Raw genomic sequence first — 17,065 nt, 5'->3', positions numbered from 1 at the left:
CCTGACTAGGAGGCAAAACTGTGAAAAAAGTGCAGGCTATAGTTGATAAGCTCCTTTATACGCTCATGATTCTGCTTTTTATTACAATGTTCAGTGTTACGACACTTAACGTGATTATGCGCTATTTTTTTAATGCCCCTATTACTTATGCCGTCGAACTTAGCCGTTACTGTTTCGCGGGTGTGATTTATCTCGGTGCCATTTATGTCATGCGAGACAACGGCCACATTGGCCTTGATATTTTTGTTAACAAAATGCCCACGAAAATGCGTGACACGGTTAATTTGTGCGGACGGATCTTAGTCTTCTTTTTTTTACTGATTTTTACATGGCAGGCGATCAAAATGACTCTCACTAGCATTACTGTAAAATCCAGCGCTATGCAGATTCCGATGGCGATTCCTTACTCCGCTATGGTGGTCGGAGGTCTTGGCATGATGATTGAGATCGCGCTCAATATTCTTCATCCGGAGCGCATCCCTCAGCTGGATCCGGATATCACTTCCGAAGAAGGGGGCGCGCTCTGAATGACTCTGATGCTGCTTTTGTTTTTTATACTGCTCCTGTTAAACGTGCCGGCTGTGTTTACTATGGGGCTGTGTTCCGTGCTATACCTTGCAACACACAATGAAAATTTGATTATTTTGACACAGCGTATTTTTGCCGGCAGTGATTCTTTTACGCTAATGGCAATTCCCTTGTTCATTTTCGCCGGAGAGATTATGAACGAGTGCGGTGTCACCAAGCGCATTTTTAATTTTGCAAACGAACTGGTCGGATTCATCCCCGGTAGTCTTGCGCATGTCAACGTACTGGCCTCTACGCTGTTTGCCGGTATTTCCGGCTCTACAACTGCCGATGTCGCATCTCTTGGTGTCATGGAAGTGGCCGGGATGGAAAAGGAAGGCTTTGACCGCGCATATTCCACCGCGATTACCGCAGCTTCCGCTACGATCGGCTCCATTATTCCCCCATCAATTCTGATGGTACTCTATTCTTCCATCACAGGCATTTCCTGCGGAAAATTATTTATGGCAGGTGTAATTCCTGGACTACTGGTTTGCTTTTCACAAATGACCTATGCTTTTGTGCAGGCGAAGCGCTGCCCCTCAAAATACAACGGAAATACACATTACACATTCAATCTGAAACGGTTTTGGAAAAGTTTTATTGACGCTATTCCAGCGCTGATCATGCCACTGATCATAATCGGAGGTACACTTTCGGGTGTGTTTACCGCAACTGAGGCTGGCGCAATTGCAGGTGGATATGGGCTGTTAATCGGCATCTTTGTTTACAAAGAATTTGATTTTAAGCGCTCCGTGCGAACCATCGTTAGCGCTTGTAAAACAAGTGGGATGACCATGCTGATTGTTGCCAGCGCAACTGTATTTGGTTATTGCCTTGCAATTGAAAAATTTCCAGCAAAGGTCAGTGCTCTTCTAACTGGCATATCGTCAGATCCTAATCTTTTGATGCTACTGATGATCTTCTGCATGTTAGTTATTGGGTGTTTTATGGATACCACCTCTGCGGCAATCATCATGGTGCCAATTTTTCAGCCAATCGCAGCGTCGCTAGGCATTGACGGCATCCATTTTGGTATGGTTATGGTGCTCACCTTCATTCTTGGCGGCATTACCCCTCCCGTCGGCATCACGCTGTATGTTGCCAGTGCGGTCGGCAAAGTCCGGTTTTCAAGGCTGCTGCCGGAAATGTGGCCATTCATTATTATGTTTATCCTCGTTATGTTCATAGTGGCCTACATACCGGGCATCTGCCTGTTTCTCCCCAATCTGTTCGCCTGATATAAAATAACGTCTGTTCTTTTTCGGCCCATTTTACAAAGCCCTATCTGAACACACCCATACAGCGGACAACAACCGCCGCCCGCCAAAAAACGGGCGGCGGTTGTTCATGGTTGATTTTAAAATAAAAAAATAGTTACCCCCCGGCAAAGCCGGGGGTTCTCCATATGCGGGCAAAGCCCTGTTTTACTAGCTGCGCCTCAAGGCGCTGGTACGGTCTGCCAATTGCAAAAGTTTGTTACTTGCTACCCGTAAACGGGTTTACGTACTCCTTGAGTGTCATCTGGTCTTCAACCTGATCTTCTTCCAGTTGATTTTTGATATATTGGGCTATTGCTTTATCATTCTTCCCTGCCGTATCCACAAAATAGCCCCTGCACCAGAATGTCCGGTTTCCATACTTGTATTTCAAATTCGCATGCCGCTCAAATATCAGCAAGGTACTCTTTCCTTTGAGAAATCCTACGAATCCGGAAACGCTCATCTTTGGTGGTATTTTCACCAACATGTGTATATGGTCCGGACACACCTCCGCTTCTATGATCTCCACCTGTTTCCAGTTACATAACTCCCTCAGTATTTTTCCTATCTCAGCCCGCATATTTCCGTATGTTACTTTTCTTCGATACTTTGGGGCAAACACTATATGGTATTTGCAATTTCAGCTCGTATGATTTAAACTATCTATATCATTCGTCTTCATGTCGAATGTTCCTCCTTTTGATATGTCTCGTTGCAGTTGGCAGACCGCAGCTTCATTATATCAAAAGGAGGTTTTTTGCTATACTCATCGCTAAAGCTTTTTTGAACTCCCGGCACAGCCGGGAGTTTTCGTACGACAATAAAATATACTTGTATTACCATTCCATAGTAGTAGCAGAAAGGGTGTTCACCGATGGTAGGCACAAAGAATGTGACAAGTCGCGTGGTTAGCTATATGAAAAAAAATATCCGGGAAGGCATTTGGCCGGTCGGTTCCAAAATACCGTCGGAACATAAGCTTTGCAGGGAACTCGGGGTAAGCCGCATCAGTGTCAGAAGCGCACTTCAACAGTTTATCGCCCTTAATGTTCTGCAAAGTCAGCATGGCAAAGGAACATTTGTGCTGTCGGACAACCTTGAGGTATTCGGATATGGACTATCACCGGATAAGAACTTTTCAGATATGAAACAGATGCTCGAATTTCGTCTGCTAATTGAGCCGGAAGTTTGCAGCATTGTTGCACAACAAATTACACCTGAAACTCTTGAAAAACTAACCTTTCTTTTAGAGAAAATGAAGGCTGAAATCGGGCATGGTGAGAGCTTCGTCCATTCTGATATGGATTTTCATCAGGAAATTTGCAACGTAATGAACAACACAGTCCTAAAAACGGTTATGTCCGATATTTTAAAGCAAAAAAGCGAGCGGCATGTACAACTTAATAACGCGGTTGGTTATTATGGAGGTATTTATTATCACACCCTACTGTTGGATGCGCTGCAAAAGCATGATGGCAAACGAGCGCGCAGCATTATGCGTGAGCACCTGCAAAAGGGCATAGAGGACCTCGAAATTGATAATGAAAATTTATCGACACCGGATATATAAAGTTATCGTAGGCTTCGCATATTCAAAAACGCGCAGATCATCAAAGCCACACAGGCAACCGCAATTGCGGCCATGCCGCCCCATATACCCGTGGCAGAAGCCACCCATCCGGTAACAGCCGGCATAAAGATACCTCCCGCAGAGCCTATGGGCAGCAGCACCGAAAGTGCACGAGATGTTCCGTCTTCGGGTGCAAGATTCGCCAGTACCGTGGGCTGTACCGGAGCCACGCACAGCGCGAAACCACACAGCCCCAGTACCGCAGACACGGGTGCCCGTGCTATCAACATAACGGCGTAGCTGGCCCCCGTGCCCACAGCCAGCCCCAACACCAGTTTGTGCGGATTCACTTGAAGCGGCACAAAAGCCACGAGCAAACGGCCTGCCATCATAAGAATCCAGTTGAGCGACAGCATCATCTGGGCCATTGCACGGCTCATAATGTTGCTGTCCTGAAAATAGGAGACAATCCAGCCGGAGACAGCGGTTTCGGCGCTAATTTCAAAAAATATCAAAAGGCCTGATACCCAGAAACTCTTCCGACGCAAAAACCGCCAGCCGCCTTTTTGTACGCTAGTCATCGCGAGCCGGCTACTTAGAGGGCTCATGATATAGAGCAAGGGCAACACCATGCATACCGCCGCCAGCGTCAGGCACAGTATCGAACGCGTACAGCATACAGCAGCCAGCGGCGCGCACAAAAGACTGCCAATGGCAAAGCAGGCGTGTAAAATATTGACGCTGTAGGTCTTGTTCTCAGAACACTCGGGGACAATGGTATTATCCATATTGTAAACTGCACCCTTGGAAACGCCAACCGCGAAAAAGCACACCAGCATGAGAATCGGCATGCCGGTGAAGCTAAGTACCAGATAGCCCAGATATGAGCCGGCTGTTAACAGCAGTAAAGCCGGCTTACGGCCAATACGGCCTGCCAGTACGCCGCATACAAAGCTGGTAAGCAGATTGCCGAAGTTAAGTGCACTAAGCAGCATACCGCCCATGTCGTAGCTCAAGCTGTACTGTGCGCGCAAAAGCGGCATTACAAGACTGCCGCTGGTGGCGTACAGACCATTAAGTGCCATGGTAACAAAACAAATCCACTGCATGCGCCGTGCCTGACGTGTGGTCATAAAACAGCCCCCCTGCTTTTTTGAGGATGACGGATTGAAAAAATGCAGCGTCGGTAAACCGGCGCTGCATGGAAAGGTAATTGCTTTACAGGTCCAGTTCTTTGCGCAGCGGGTCGACAGCAGTGTTCATCATGCCCTTCAAAGCTCCCTGGAAGTGCCACATGTCATTGCCCAAAATAATCATATTATAGCCGTCGGCAATGGCGCTTTTCAGGTTTTCAGACGTAGGCGGCACCACAGGGCCCAGTACGCCGATTCCTTTCGCCTTAGCCTTTTTCACCAGCACATGGAAAGCCTCTTTCACTTCTTCGCCCATGGAATAGCCTACTTTGAGGTTTTTAGACACCGCGTAATCGATCGGACCGAAGTTGACAGCATCCACGCCCTCTACCGCTAAAATTTCGTCAATGTTATCGGTGAATTCATAATCCTCATCCATAGGAATTACCATTGTGTCACGGTTCTGCTGCGCCATGTAGGCGTTCCAATCAAAATTGTGATAGCCGAATCCGGCAGCGCGCACGTTGTTTTCTCCTCCGCGGCGGCCCATGGGCGAAAATTTGGCCGCCTCCACGCAGCGGCGGGCTATCTCCGCCGTTTTGCAATGGGGGATCACGACACCGTCGGCGCCCCATTCCAGCACCTTGCGGATAGCCACTTCGTCATCATCGGCCATGCGCACAAGCACCGAAATGTCATGCAAGCGGGCGGCCATAATCTGCTTTTCAAACTCTTCGTTCAGCATCCAGTTCGTGTGCTCGAGGTCGAGATAGATGAAGTCAAGGCCGGACATGGCAATGTTCTCTATAATGCAGGTGGTGCCGGTGAAGCAAGCCATTCCAAACACGGGGCCTCTCTTTATTTTTTCTTTCAATGTCATGATAAAACAGCTCCTTTTTTATAAAACGTACATAAAAAGACAGGCCCATTCCGCATCGGGGCGGACGGGCCGTCCATGGTTCTATGCTGAGGGTTTCCGACTTACAGACTGTACCCCAGCAGTTGGGGCAGCCAGGTAGTGAGCGGACCCCACAGGCTGATCGAAACCAGCACGATTACATTGCAGGTAACATAGGGCATCGCACCTTTGAAGATATCTACTACGGGCATACGGTTAATCTTATTGCAGGCGTTCAGGCACATGCCTACCGGCGGCGTGACCAAGCCGATAGCCAGGCCGGTGATCATCATAGCGCCAAACTGCAGCGCCGAGAATCCAAAGCTTTGCATAACAGGCAGCATGATGGGCGTGAGCAGTAAAATAGCCGGACTGACATCGATAAACGTGCCGATCAGAAGAATAAGCACATCGAACATCAACGCAATGCCCCAAGCGGGCATATTGAGACCGCTGAAGAACGCCGCCACTATCTGCGGTACCTTTTGCATGGTGAGTACCCATGTAAAGATGGTGGTAAAACCGATGATAAGCATAATGGCGGATGAGGAGATCAGCGTTTTCTTGAGGGCCTCCCAAACGCTTTTCCAGGTAAGTTCACGGTAGATGAAGAAACCGACTAAAAGAGCATACAGAACGGCCACTCCGGCGCTTTCAGAGGCGGTGCAGATGCCAAAGGATACGCACAGTATAATGAACACAGGCATTAGCAGCGCCGGAATACCGGACAGAATCGCGCCGGCAAATTCTTTCGCCACAAAGGGTGTACGGGCGGGATGCCAGCGCTTTTTATGACTGATCCAGAAAACCAGAACCAACTGTGTCAGGCCGATGAGAATGCCGGGCACAGCGCCTGCTATGAACAGAGCACCCACGCTGGCGCCTGAGATCATGGAATACACGATCATCGGTGTGGAGGGCGGAATGATCATTCCCATGGTAGACGAAGCCACCGTAATGCCGGCGGACGCATCGGGCGGATAACCGTGGTCCTCCATGGCAGGAATCAAAATACTGCCCAGCGCCGAGGTGTCGGCCACCGAAGATCCGGAAATGCCGCCAAAGATCATGGAGGCAACGATGTTTACCTCGCCCAGCCCGCCGTGAAACGGTTTCAGCAGCTGCAGGCAGAAATTGATAATGCGCTTGGTGATGCCGCCGGTATTCATCAGTTCACCGGCCAGCATGAACAGCGGCATCGCAATCATGAGTTCGCTGAACGCACCGTTCCATACGCGCTGGGGTACCATACTCATAAAATTGGGAGCATTCGTAACGATGTAAGAAACACAGGAAGCGCCAATGGCAAAGGCCAGGGGCACGCCCAGGGCTGCAAAAATGATCAGCAGCACAAGTAAAATCAGCATTGCCATAATGCGTCAGCCCCTTTCTTCCGGTTTTTTGGTCTCTGCTTTATTACGAGGGGCAAAATATGAAATGTCGGCCATGATAAATTCGACGATCTTCGCCACAACGCATATCGCGCACAGCACCCCGCACACAGGCATAATGCCATACATGAAATACATGGGGATTTCCATGCCCTGACTGATTTGCTTGCCCATTTTGGCAGTGTACAGCCAGCCCTGATAGGTAAACACCAGATCAACAATCAATACAACGATGTAATTGAATACGCTGAGCCAGCGTTTGGCAGCGGGCTTAACGCCATCATATAAAATATCGATCATCACGTGTTCGCCTTTCAGTATGTTGAGACCCATGCCCCAGAAGGTAGTAAACGCAAACAGCACTACATTGAACTCGCTTAGGCCTTTCCAGCTAAGCGAGAAGCAATACCGCATGATAACGGTAAACACGACCAGCAACGCCAGTAATCCCATAGCCACGGTACCGACGGCAGCATACAAATCAGTCAGCTTCTGACTGATTTTTTTCTTTTGATCCATGAACAGTCTCCCTTTCTTTCCCCCGGTCTACCGCAAAAGTCTCAAAGAGGGAGAGGCTAAGCCCCTCCCTTTTTACTTACGCAAAAAGTGTTTGGGAGAAACGATCAGCCGGCATCGGCTACAATTTTAATCATCTCGTCGATTTCTTCCTGGCTGCAAATGCCTTCATCAACACAGGCCTGATACACGGGCTCGCAGGCTTTCTGAAACGCAGCGAGCTCCTCGGCAGTGGGCACATACACCTCTGCGCCGCTGTCGATAATGACCTGTTTGGCTTTTTCGCTGTTTTCGTCAATCAACTGGTCATTGTAATTGCCCATTTCAGCAGCACATTCGCTGATGATATTCTGATAATCGGTAGGCAGATCGTTCCACCAGGCAGCATTTACATAGAAAGGATCGGGATGGAACTGGTAGTTCACCTCGGTGAAGTATTTCTGCACCTCATAGAACTTCATGCCTTCAACGTTCACCCAAGGGTTCTCCTGACCGTCAGCAACGCCGGTCTTGAGGCCCATGTACAGGTCGGCATAGGGGATGGTCGTTGTGGTGGCGCCCAAAGTGAGGAAAGTCAGATCGATGGTCTTCATACCGTTTGTGCGCATCTTCAGGCCTGCCAGATCGGACGGCTGTTTAATCGGGCGCGAATTGTTTGAAAATTGACGATAGCCGCCGGCATCGCACAGGTTAATGATGACAGTGCCGGTCGCTTCTTCCGCTTCGGTACAAACTTTTTTGGCCAGATCACTTTGCAGCAGAGCAGTGATTTGAGCACGGGTATTGGAGAGGAACGGCAGCGTGAACATCAGCAGGCGGGGGCTGAAATCGAACTGGCCGCCGCGCATGCCCTGCACAGTCCCCTGAACGACCTGCTCCAGCATCTCTTTCTCGGTGCCCAGCTGGCCATTGCCAAATACCTCAACAGTTACATGGCCGTTTGTCTTTTCCGCAACATCGGCGGCGAACTTTTCCATAGAAACAAAACGAGGATTGCCTTCGGGTTGCGCATGGCAGACCGTCATGGTGAAGTCGCCCAGAGCAGCAAAGGAATCCTCACTTCCGCCAGCCGCAGAAGCACTGGCGGTCGCAGAAGAACCGGCGGGTGCGGTGGAAGAAGTCTTCGTGGATTCCGGAGCGCTGTTGCCACAGGCGGTCAGACTGCACGCCGTTGCAAAACTCAGGACAAGTGCGATCATCTTTTTCACAAATAAGCCTCCTTAAATGTTACAAGCCTTATTTCGAGCCTCCTGTATACAAGCTTTGTAGGTCCTGCTTCTTGGCCAGTAGCCAATTCACCAAGCCAATAAACCGGGTTATCCTATGCAATTCACGGGGCTTGTGCTTGTTTTCCCCAATAATAGCAAAGAACTTTTGGGAATTCAACCCTTACTTTTTATTCTACATTTTAGATTGATTTGTTTATATCTTCCTAATATTTAATCAATCAGTTGTTGAATATAACATAATCATTGCCAATTTGTTAAGACATGTACTGAATTATTTATGCTTGTATACAGGTGTGTTTTAGCAGTTTACATAAAATAATTGAAATAAATTGTACAAATAATTATTGATTTGAGATTTAATTATCGAATAAATAACAACTGTTGACAATTTTATCTTTTTGTTTTAGAATCTGAGATAGTGTGAATTTACTAGTTGTATACAGGATATGCAATGAGAAAGAGGTAGCGCGGTTGAACCATTTCTTATCAAATGAAGAGATTTACGCCATCTTGGAGCGTGAAATTGTTACATTAAAGCTGAAGCCAGGCGAAACTCTCAGTGAGAACCAGCTGTGCGAGCGATTTTCTGTATCCCGCACTCCTATTCGCAGTGTCTTGCAGAGGCTGCAGCAAAATCGCTTTGTACAGATCATCCCCTATAAGGGAACCTTTGTCACTCCTATTGATTATAGCGTTATGAATCAACTGATTTATCAGCGTGTGGCGGTAGAAACGATGGTGCTGCGCGATTTCGTCCTGCAGTGCAGCCCTCCGGTTGCGGAACATGTCCGCTATAAGCTGGAGCAAATGAATAGCGAGGCAAATAAACTCACCGACGGCACCGATTCTTTCGATATCGACCGCTTTTTACAGCTCGATTTTGCCATGCATGAAGTCTGGTTCCGTGAAACGGACAAAGTCTGCCTGTGGAACGCATTCAGCCATCCGCAGGCAGACTATACACGTTTTTGCATGTTAGACATCGTTGAAGCAAACAATGTGCCCGATGTTCTTTCCGAGCATAAGCAAATGATGGATATTATAGACCGGAAAATCCCAATCGCGGCAATTGAACAGTTAATGCAACAGCATCTGTATGGCGGCGTACGACGGCTGGGCAGCCAAATTTATACGGAGCTTTGGAGCTACTTCGCTCCATTGGAGTAGCCGTAAGAAAGAGCATCGTGAAAACAGTAAGTGAATACCCCCGGCGCCAGAATTTCCGATTCCGGTATTTGTATTAGGAACTACTCGCTGGACGAATGGTTTTCTTCCTATAAAAAGAGAACGATGCAGTTTAAAATAAAAACTGCATCGTTCTCTTTTTGCCCGTTTTATCGAATCATTTGTCCTCCGTTTACATCTATGGTTTCACCATTAATGAAATCGTCATCAACGCAAAGCTTAATTGCTTTTGCTATGTGAATCGGATAGCCGTTGCGTTTTAATGGATTCCCCTGCGCCCAAGCCTGCATCTGTTCCGGTGTAGACACTTTCTCATGAAAAGGAGTATCGATAACCCCTGGACAAACTGCATTGACACGAATAGCAGGAGCAAGTTCGCGGAAAAGTCCCCTGGTAAAAACGTCTACCGCACCTTTGGCAGCTGCATAAAGGGTCGAACCTGCGCCGCCATGGCGGATTACGATTGATGAAATATTGACGACGTTGGGATCTGTACCATTTTTTAGCAAAGGAATACATAATGATGTTATTTTAAAAAGAGAAAATGCATTGAGCGAAAAAATCTGTTCCATAGTTTCCCATTGCAGCTGGTCGGCAGCTTGCCGGCGAATCATTCCGCCCGCATTATTGACGAGGACATCGAGTGAATCAGTCAACGAACGCAAATCGCTGACTAATTTTTGGCATGCTTCTTCAGTCATGATATCAGCCTGTAAAAGATGTACCTTTAAAGCACCGGCTTTTTCACAATCCTCTTTGACCGCGCAGACAGCATCAACAGACGTATTGTAATGAAGAAACAATTCATTCCCGGGAGCTAAAAGACGAGAAGTCTCAGCGCCTATTCCTGTGCCTGCTCCAGTGATAAAAATTTTCTTAGACATAGCTTCTCCTTTCATTTGTCTCGTCTAGCGAAGGTTTTCAGTCGGAATGCTGTCCATATCATCAAAAGCCTGATTTTCGCCACCCATTGCCCAAATAAAGGTATAGTTGCTGGTTCCGCATCCGGAATGAATGCTCCAACTTGGGCTAATGACTGCCTGCTCATTCTGAATAACAATATGGCGGGTTTGCTGCCCTTCCCCCATCATGTGGAACACAACATTAGTTTCAGACAGATTAAAATAAGTATAAATTTCCATACGACGCTCATGGGTATGCGCAGGCATCGTATTCCAAACTGATCCCGGATCCAGCCGGGTCAGGCCCATAGAAAGCTGACAGGTTTCAAGCACGTCTGGATGGATAAACTGGTTGAGAGTGCGGGCATTTGCGGTTTCTGCTGCGCCCAAGCGGCGCTTATTCGCATCCTTGATAGAGATAAATGTTGTTCTGCATATTTTGTGTGCTGGTGCTGAGACCATATAAAATTTCGCGGGATTTTCAGTATGATCGCTTTTGAACAGGACTTTCTTTGCCCCTTTGGCAATATACAGGCAATCTTCAAAGCCCATCGGATACTCCATATCATCCACAAAAATACTGCCTGCTCCTCCAATGTTAAAGATACCAATTTCGCGACGTTCAAGGAAATAAGATGTTCCAAAGTTCTTCCATACATCCAGGCCTTTGTCAATGGAAACGGTATCATTAACCGGCATGCAGCCAAGCGTTACCATGCGGTCTACATGGGAATAGACTGAAACGACCTTATCCGGGAGGTAGAGATTCTCAATTAAAAACTCCTTGCGCATCTCCTCAGTGTGATAGCCTTTAAAATCTTCAGGGTTCACGGAATAACGAATTTCCAAGATTAGGCCCTCCTTTAACTATTCTTGTTATGTTATATCGTCAATCGTTGCCCGCAAGTCTGTAAGGATTTCATAAATCGAACGCTTCCCATCTGAAAAATAATCCTTAAATTCTGTGGTCAAACGATCCCCAATATAAATAAATCCGCTGAATAAGTGGACTTTAATTGCGCTGGCGATTTTTGCATGCTGACCCGTCTCCATATAACGAAACAATTGACAATGCTGCTCATACAGGTCCTCAAACCGATAGGTCACTGTATAATCAAGCATTCTATATCTGGAATAATGCACATCTAAATGACGGATCATCTGCCAGAGCTTTTGTTTTTTTGCAGCAATCATACATTGCTCATGGAATGCGCTATCAACTTCAAAAAATTCTTTGGGCGTGATGCCGGAATCAATCAGGTATTTTTGCTGTTTAATGTTTGCCCGCAGCTTCTCTATCACCATCGGCGGGCGTTCTTTTGCAATTTTGGTCATGACACCGGCTTCCACCATGGTACGCATGTAAATAATCTGGTCAATCATATCTAAATCCAGCAAGCTCACAAATGTACCTTTTCGAGGATGAACTTCAATCAGGTCGTCCTTGCGCAGCCAGTCAAAAACAGTTCGGACTGGTGTTCTGGAGACTTCAAACCGTTTTGCAACCGCATTTTCAGAAAGCAACTGTCCCGGTGGAATTGTCATGTCCAGTATTTCATTTCGGAGAATGGTATAGATGTCATAATTTGAAACATAAATGTTTGCCGCTCTTCCTATTTTGTCCATTTGGTACCCCTCTGATTAATCTCATATACATGTATACAAGCACAAAATTATGATACCAATGACGAACTTAAAAGTCAATTATGCAATCACCTAAGTTTATTTTTTTTATTTGTTCAATTATACAAAACTTAAAGAAACTTAAATCAATTTATTTGAATTCACCTCATAATTTTTTCTGGAATTAAAGCATTTAATATATTTTATCGCTAAAATTTGCTTTAATTTTTATATTATGTAGCTAATTTATTTGTTTAAATTAGCTATTTTGGTTTTATCTTCTTATTCTTGTTCTACAAATACAAATAGAGATTTTTTAACTGAAACAAGCCTATTGACGTTCTTTCGTCAAAGAGTATATCATGTGTACAAAGACAAAACCTCGATCAAATTCTTGTGTATACTATGCAACTAGTACAAAAACATAAAAAAATGTTGAAAGTGTGCACGGCAAAAGAAAGAAGGATTATTATGGCCGAAAGAAAGCAGTTTGTCTATCACATTGATGCACTCCCGTTTACACCGCTGGTAGAAAAAGAAAACATTAACACACAATTTATCCTGGGAGATAATATCCAAATCAGCTTTATTCAGAACCCCCCGGGAGCAACTTTCCCGCTGCACAGCCACGATTGTGAACAGATTCTCATTATGCTGGAAGGCACCGAGGAACACATTGTGGATGGGAAAGAGTTTCATATGGAAGCCGGAGATGTATGTGTTCACCCGGGCGGTGTAGAGCACGGTGGTAAAACACTAACGGGATTTAAGGGCATCGACATTTTCTCCCCTCCTAGGGATGGGGTTGGCGGTCACGTTGAGCGGATGCAAAAATACAAAACCATGCCGAATCCCGATGGAAGCTACCCCGAGAACAAAATTGATGCGGGAATTGAAACCTGGTTTAAGGCGGTAATGGCAGCAATGTCTAAAAAATAAGCACAAGCAGTTGTGTCAATTTCAATACATATCATGAGGAGGAAAAGTTATGAAAAAGCTGTTGTCTGTTGTATTTGCCCTTTCATTGGCAGTTTCTACGACTGCATGCGGAAACTATAAAGCGGTCAGTTCATCTTCGTCAGCCCCAGTTTCCTCATCTCAACCAGCGTCATCATCAGAAGCCTCTGCCGCCTCAAGTTCCGGCTCCGAGACCACAGCGTCCGGTCCGGTTATCGAAATGAAACTGGCGCATTATGCGGCTGTGGATCATCCCGGCGGCATTGCGGCTCAAATGTTTGCAGATAATATTGCAAAGCGAACAAACGGTGCGATTCATATTTCAGTTTATCCAAACAATGAACTGGGCGCACCGGATGAAATGCTGGAACAAAATATACTCGGCGCAGTTGACATGACTTTAGGTACCCAGGGATCTCTTGATAAATACTCGAAAAAATTTGCAACAGTGATGCTCCCCTTTGTGTTTGACAATTATCAACACGCGTATGACGTACTTGATGGTCCATTTTACGATTGGACAGTCAATGATCTGGACGAACAGGGTTTGGTTTTTGTCGGAAGCTGGGATTACGGGTTCCGTAACCTAACCAACAGCAAACATCCGGTGAATTCTCCGGCCGACGTTTCCGGTTTGAAAATCCGTACGCCCGGTGAAATTCAGCTGCAGTCTTGCATGGAGGCTCTGGGCGCCAATGTACAGAAAATTGCGTTTAACGAGCTTTACTTGTCCCTGAAGCAGGGCGTTGTAGATGGGCAGGAAAATCCTCTTGCTGTAATTTATTACAACAAATATTACGAAGCCCAGAAATATCTTGCGATTACAAACCATGTTTATAATTCTATGAACCTTGTGATCAGTAAAAAAACGTGGGAAAAACTGACTCCCGAGCAGCAGACAATTATCAGGGAAGAAAGCAAAAACGCAGCTGATTATATGCGCGGAGCAATCCAATCTTCAGAAGAAAACTATATTAAGCTGCTGGAAGAACAAGGGATGGAGGTTACTTATCCTGACCGTGCTCAATTTGCGGCTCTAATGGAACCATCTTATAAAGCAATTTCAGAATATTGCGGAAATCAAGAGTATATTGATACATTCTTAAAAATGGTTGATGACTGCAGGAAGAAGTAGCATTTGTCTTCTCGGTTTGGTAGTAGTGTATGCTGCTGCCAAACCGAGTTTTATCAAAAACGGCCGGTTTGGCTGCTGCTTTAAAGTAAGGGAGGGACACTATGCTGGCATTGATTGTTTGTATCCTGTTAGTTGGACTTATGGCAATCGGAATTCCCGTCGGAATCAGTATGGGATTGACTGCGGTCGGCATTTTCAGTGCATTAGGACAAGGTGATTTTCTGGCTGTCATGGCGCAACGCACTTACACAGGTACAACCAGTTTCACACTGCTTGCAATACCGTTTTTTATTCTCGCCGGGAACTTAATGAATATCGGTGGTATTACAGACCGCATTTTTAACTTTGCAAGGGCCTGCTGCGGCCATTGCCCGGGCGGTCTTGGACAGGTTAACATTTTTTCAAGCGTAATTTTCTCCGGCATGTCCGGAGCGGCGGTCGCGGATGCTGCCGGACTCGGTGCGATTGAAATGAAAGCAATGGGAGACGCCGGTTTTGACAAGACTTTTTCAGCGGGTATTACCGCTGCATCCTCGACCATTGGGCCAGTCATTCCCCCAAGCATTCCTTTTGTTGTCTACGGGTCGATTGTCGGTGTTTCTGTCGGTAAACTGTTTATGGCCGGGTTTATTCCCGGGTTCATGATGGCAATCGCAATGGCGATTGCCGTATATTATACTTCCGTCAAAAGAAAATACCCTGTGGAGCCACGGGTACCATTCAAACTTCGAGTAAACTATTTTATAAAGGCTGTACCATCGCTTTTCACAATCATTATTATTATTGGGGGCATCTGGGGCGGAATCTTTACTCCGACTGAAGCAGCGGCCGTCGCTTGTTTATATGCATTAATTCTAGGAACACTTGTTTATAAAGAAATTAAATTTGTAAAGCTCAAAACTATACTTTTCGAATCGATGCTTCAGTCATGCAAAACTCTGTTTATCATTGCAATCGCAAACTTTCTAGCGTATTTTCTCATGCATCAGAAAATTCCTGATCAAGTAATCCACGGAATGACCTCATTAACATCCAACCCTTATATTCTGATTTTAATCATTATTGCTATTTTGTTGATACTTGGGTGTTTTATTGAAGGAACTGCCGTAATCCTAATTGCAACGCCGATTTTTTATCCAATCATTACACAGATGGGAATGGATCCTGTTCAATTCGGGGTCATTATGATTCTCGCGTCTATGATCGGGTTATTAACGCCACCGGTAGGCATGAGTTTATATGCGGTCTCCAGTATCTGCGATGTTGATGTTGTAAGTCTATCTAAGGCAGTATTACCATACTTGATTGGTATTTTCCTTGTTTTGCTTCTTGTTGCATTTTTCCCGCCCATTTCCATGTTTCTTCCCAATCTTTTTGCGTAGGGAGGTTCTCTATGAAAGCTATTTGGAATAAAGTTGACAGAGCGATTTTTACTACCTTAAAAATGATCGTGCTTCTTTGTTTAGTGTTGCTCTTTGTGATTTTGGTCTTCAATGTGTTTTTCAGATTTATTCCCGTCCTTTCTGTATTTTCGAATTTCTCGATGGGATGGTTTGATGAAATTGTAGAACTGCTATTTGCATGGATGGTATTTTCAGCGGCATCTCTTCTAACCAGAATGAACCAACACTTTCGGGTAGACTTGATTCAAATGAAGTTAGGAGAATGCAAGTGGTGCTCGATTCTTGAACTATTCATAGATGTTGTATCCGCGCTGTTTTTATTGATTTTTATTTTTTATAGTTGGCAGCTGACCACTGAAGCTGTGCAGACCAGCCCGGTGCTCAGGCTTCAAAAGAGATGGTTTTATCTGTGCATGCCATTTAATTTTTCCATTATGCTGTTGTACACAGTTAGAAATTTGGCAAAGCACTTGCAGTCTCTAACGAAATATGTATATTCAAGCCCCAATTAAATCACGTTCGATCGCTCTCTGCGATATGATACAGCGAAGACGGTGCAAGGAACAGTTTATAAGCGCATCAAAAGGCACGGATAATTCAGTCTCCTTTCATATTTCGCAAATATGATTTCAGCGTGAACATATCGTTGTTTCTTAATATGAACCAAATCATTCAAGAAGAAGGTGGCTGCCGTTAGGCAGCCACCTTCTTCTTGTCTCCGCTGATTCCCGGCATATACGCCGGGAAAAGCCATACAGCCTTTTTAAAACTATGGGTTCATATCTGTTGCCGTCTTTTTCTGGGCTGTATTTGGAAATGTCATTTCTTCTTCATTTCCACGCTGTCGGATTTTTAAATTTCATAACAGCGTACGAAGCAGGTAAAATTTTTATAAAAAACGAAAAACGTGAAAAATCATGAAACAAATAAGCATTTTTGAAATTAATAGAAGCAAAAAATGAAATTATAATGCAAATATCTATACTATTTCAAAAAGATTAGGTTTTTTGCGAATGGAAATTCATGAACAAACTATTACAATGCAAATATGAGAGAAATGAGAAAGAATTCATTTCAAAAAGGGCACGGCTTTTATCGATAATCCCGTCATCCGTGAACAGCAGCATTTAGAGCAGATTGTGGTGTACAGCAGTCCCAAGGCAGAGCAGCTGAGAGAGATTCTGACAAAATATAAGGGCGACCGTGGGAAAACCGCTGCCGAGCTCGGAATCAGGAAGACAACGCTCTGGAGGCGCATCAAAAAATACGGGCTGGAAGAAGAGGTATAAGCGAA

Annotated in this window: 17 protein-coding genes and 1 pseudogene; 9 read left to right on the top strand and 9 right to left on the bottom strand. The window is 45.4% G+C overall.

Annotation, left to right across the window (positions count from 1 at the left end):
- Nucleotides 1–20: 20 nt before the first annotated feature.
- Both C1A10_RS11440 and C1A10_RS11435 read left to right on the top strand, forming a co-directional pair.
- Entirely contained in the window at nt 21–527 is a 507-nt protein-coding gene (locus C1A10_RS11440; protein ID WP_101910387.1) for a TRAP transporter small permease, read from the top strand.
- Nucleotides 528–1,808, top strand: a complete 1,281-nt coding sequence (locus C1A10_RS11435) for a TRAP transporter large permease (protein ID WP_101910386.1) — start codon at nt 528–530, stop codon at nt 1,806–1,808.
- Between the two features lie 238 nt (nt 1,809–2,046).
- Here C1A10_RS11435 and tnpA read toward each other — a convergent pair.
- Nucleotides 2,047–2,511: pseudogene (gene tnpA, locus C1A10_RS11430) on the bottom strand (IS200/IS605 family transposase).
- A gap of 192 nt (nt 2,512–2,703) precedes the next feature.
- On the opposite strand from tnpA, the gene C1A10_RS11425 reads away from it, so the two are divergent.
- Nucleotides 2,704–3,399: a FadR/GntR family transcriptional regulator gene (locus C1A10_RS11425; protein ID WP_101910385.1), complete on the top strand. Its 696-nt coding sequence runs from the start codon at nt 2,704–2,706 to the stop codon at nt 3,397–3,399.
- A 2-nt stretch (nt 3,400–3,401) separates the two neighbouring features.
- Here C1A10_RS11425 and C1A10_RS11420 read toward each other — a convergent pair whose 3' ends face one another.
- The 5 genes from C1A10_RS11420 to C1A10_RS11400 form a co-directional block, all read right to left on the bottom strand.
- Nucleotides 3,402–4,532 carry an MFS transporter gene (locus C1A10_RS11420; RefSeq protein WP_101910384.1) on the bottom strand — a complete coding sequence of 377 codons (1,131 nt, stop codon included), beginning with the start codon at nt 4,530–4,532 and terminating at the stop codon, nt 3,402–3,404.
- Between the two features lie 85 nt (nt 4,533–4,617).
- Nucleotides 4,618–5,412, bottom strand: a complete 795-nt coding sequence (locus tag C1A10_RS11415; protein ID WP_101910383.1) for an HpcH/HpaI aldolase family protein — start codon at nt 5,410–5,412, stop codon at nt 4,618–4,620.
- Between the two features lie 101 nt (nt 5,413–5,513).
- Complete coding sequence (locus C1A10_RS11410) at nt 5,514–6,803, bottom strand: TRAP transporter large permease (protein WP_101910382.1); 1,290 nt, start codon at nt 6,801–6,803, stop codon at nt 5,514–5,516.
- 6 nt (nt 6,804–6,809) lie between these two features.
- The gene (locus tag C1A10_RS11405) at nt 6,810–7,340 is read right to left on the bottom strand and encodes a TRAP transporter small permease (protein WP_242968918.1); all 531 of its coding nucleotides are present in this window, start codon (nt 7,338–7,340) and stop codon (nt 6,810–6,812) included.
- A 104-nt stretch (nt 7,341–7,444) separates the two neighbouring features.
- Entirely contained in the window at nt 7,445–8,536 is a 1,092-nt protein-coding gene (locus tag C1A10_RS11400; RefSeq protein WP_242968979.1) for a TRAP transporter substrate-binding protein, read from the bottom strand.
- 501 nt (nt 8,537–9,037) lie between these two features.
- On the opposite strand from C1A10_RS11400, the gene C1A10_RS11395 reads away from it, so the two are divergent.
- Nucleotides 9,038–9,733: a GntR family transcriptional regulator gene (locus tag C1A10_RS11395; protein ID WP_101910380.1), complete on the top strand. Its 696-nt coding sequence runs from the start codon at nt 9,038–9,040 to the stop codon at nt 9,731–9,733.
- Nucleotides 9,734–9,900: 167 nt separating this feature from the next.
- On the opposite strand, the gene C1A10_RS11390 is transcribed toward C1A10_RS11395, so the two are convergent.
- Genes C1A10_RS11390 through C1A10_RS11380 form a run of 3 tightly spaced genes read right to left on the bottom strand, consistent with a single transcriptional unit; the run spans nt 9,901 to nt 12,279 of the window.
- Nucleotides 9,901–10,635, bottom strand: coding sequence for an SDR family NAD(P)-dependent oxidoreductase (locus C1A10_RS11390; protein WP_180951112.1), 735 nt, complete (start codon nt 10,633–10,635; stop codon nt 9,901–9,903).
- 24 nt (nt 10,636–10,659) lie between these two features.
- The gene (kduI, locus tag C1A10_RS11385) at nt 10,660–11,502 is read right to left on the bottom strand and encodes a 5-dehydro-4-deoxy-D-glucuronate isomerase (RefSeq protein ID WP_101910378.1); all 843 of its coding nucleotides are present in this window, start codon (nt 11,500–11,502) and stop codon (nt 10,660–10,662) included.
- Between the two features lie 27 nt (nt 11,503–11,529).
- The gene (locus tag C1A10_RS11380) at nt 11,530–12,279 is read right to left on the bottom strand and encodes a GntR family transcriptional regulator (protein WP_101910377.1); all 750 of its coding nucleotides are present in this window, start codon (nt 12,277–12,279) and stop codon (nt 11,530–11,532) included.
- Between the two features lie 468 nt (nt 12,280–12,747).
- On the opposite strand from C1A10_RS11380, the gene C1A10_RS11375 reads away from it, so the two are divergent.
- From C1A10_RS11375 to C1A10_RS11355, 5 genes are all read left to right on the top strand, one after another.
- A complete protein-coding gene (locus C1A10_RS11375) occupies nt 12,748–13,215 on the top strand; it encodes a cupin domain-containing protein (RefSeq protein ID WP_180951111.1) in 468 nt (155 codons plus the stop codon).
- 49 nt (nt 13,216–13,264) lie between these two features.
- On the top strand, nt 13,265–14,368 hold the full coding sequence (locus tag C1A10_RS11370) for a TRAP transporter substrate-binding protein (protein WP_101910375.1): 1,104 nt from the start codon (nt 13,265–13,267) through the stop codon (nt 14,366–14,368).
- 101 nt (nt 14,369–14,469) lie between these two features.
- Complete coding sequence (locus tag C1A10_RS11365; protein ID WP_101910374.1) at nt 14,470–15,750, top strand: TRAP transporter large permease; 1,281 nt, start codon at nt 14,470–14,472, stop codon at nt 15,748–15,750.
- An 11-nt stretch (nt 15,751–15,761) separates the two neighbouring features.
- Entirely contained in the window at nt 15,762–16,283 is a 522-nt protein-coding gene (locus C1A10_RS11360; protein WP_101910373.1) for a TRAP transporter small permease, read from the top strand.
- Nucleotides 16,284–16,910: 627 nt separating this feature from the next.
- A complete protein-coding gene (locus tag C1A10_RS11355; protein ID WP_180951110.1) occupies nt 16,911–17,060 on the top strand; it encodes a helix-turn-helix domain-containing protein in 150 nt (49 codons plus the stop codon).
- Nucleotides 17,061–17,065: the final 5 nt, after the last annotated feature.

Origin of the sequence: Marasmitruncus massiliensis, from assembly GCF_900186535.1 — a bacterium.
GTDB lineage: Bacteria > Bacillota > Clostridia > Oscillospirales > Ruminococcaceae > Anaerotruncus > Anaerotruncus massiliensis_A.
This window is presented reverse-complemented; position numbering and strand designations above follow the sequence as displayed.

What these genes read in the sequence shown, in the direction of transcription:
- C1A10_RS11400 (WP_242968979.1), bottom strand. Translation starts at nt 8,536, where the DNA reads ATGATCGCACTTGTCCTGAGTTTTGCAACGGCGTGCAGTCTGACCGCC.
- C1A10_RS11425 (WP_101910385.1), top strand. Translation starts at nt 2,704, where the DNA reads ATGGTAGGCACAAAGAATGTGACAAGTCGCGTGGTTAGCTATATGAAA.
- C1A10_RS11380 (WP_101910377.1), bottom strand. Translation starts at nt 12,279, where the DNA reads ATGGACAAAATAGGAAGAGCGGCAAACATTTATGTTTCAAATTATGAC.
- C1A10_RS11405 (WP_242968918.1), bottom strand. Translation starts at nt 7,340, where the DNA reads ATGGATCAAAAGAAAAAAATCAGTCAGAAGCTGACTGATTTGTATGCT.
- C1A10_RS11360 (WP_101910373.1), top strand. Translation starts at nt 15,762, where the DNA reads ATGAAAGCTATTTGGAATAAAGTTGACAGAGCGATTTTTACTACCTTA.
- C1A10_RS11365 (WP_101910374.1), top strand. Translation starts at nt 14,470, where the DNA reads ATGCTGGCATTGATTGTTTGTATCCTGTTAGTTGGACTTATGGCAATC.
- C1A10_RS11370 (WP_101910375.1), top strand. Translation starts at nt 13,265, where the DNA reads ATGAAAAAGCTGTTGTCTGTTGTATTTGCCCTTTCATTGGCAGTTTCT.
- C1A10_RS11410 (WP_101910382.1), bottom strand. Translation starts at nt 6,803, where the DNA reads ATGGCAATGCTGATTTTACTTGTGCTGCTGATCATTTTTGCAGCCCTG.
- C1A10_RS11390 (WP_180951112.1), bottom strand. Translation starts at nt 10,635, where the DNA reads ATGTCTAAGAAAATTTTTATCACTGGAGCAGGCACAGGAATAGGCGCT.
- C1A10_RS11415 (WP_101910383.1), bottom strand. Translation starts at nt 5,412, where the DNA reads ATGACATTGAAAGAAAAAATAAAGAGAGGCCCCGTGTTTGGAATGGCT.
- C1A10_RS11420 (WP_101910384.1), bottom strand. Translation starts at nt 4,532, where the DNA reads ATGACCACACGTCAGGCACGGCGCATGCAGTGGATTTGTTTTGTTACC.
- C1A10_RS11435 (WP_101910386.1), top strand. Translation starts at nt 528, where the DNA reads ATGACTCTGATGCTGCTTTTGTTTTTTATACTGCTCCTGTTAAACGTG.
- C1A10_RS11375 (WP_180951111.1), top strand. Translation starts at nt 12,748, where the DNA reads ATGGCCGAAAGAAAGCAGTTTGTCTATCACATTGATGCACTCCCGTTT.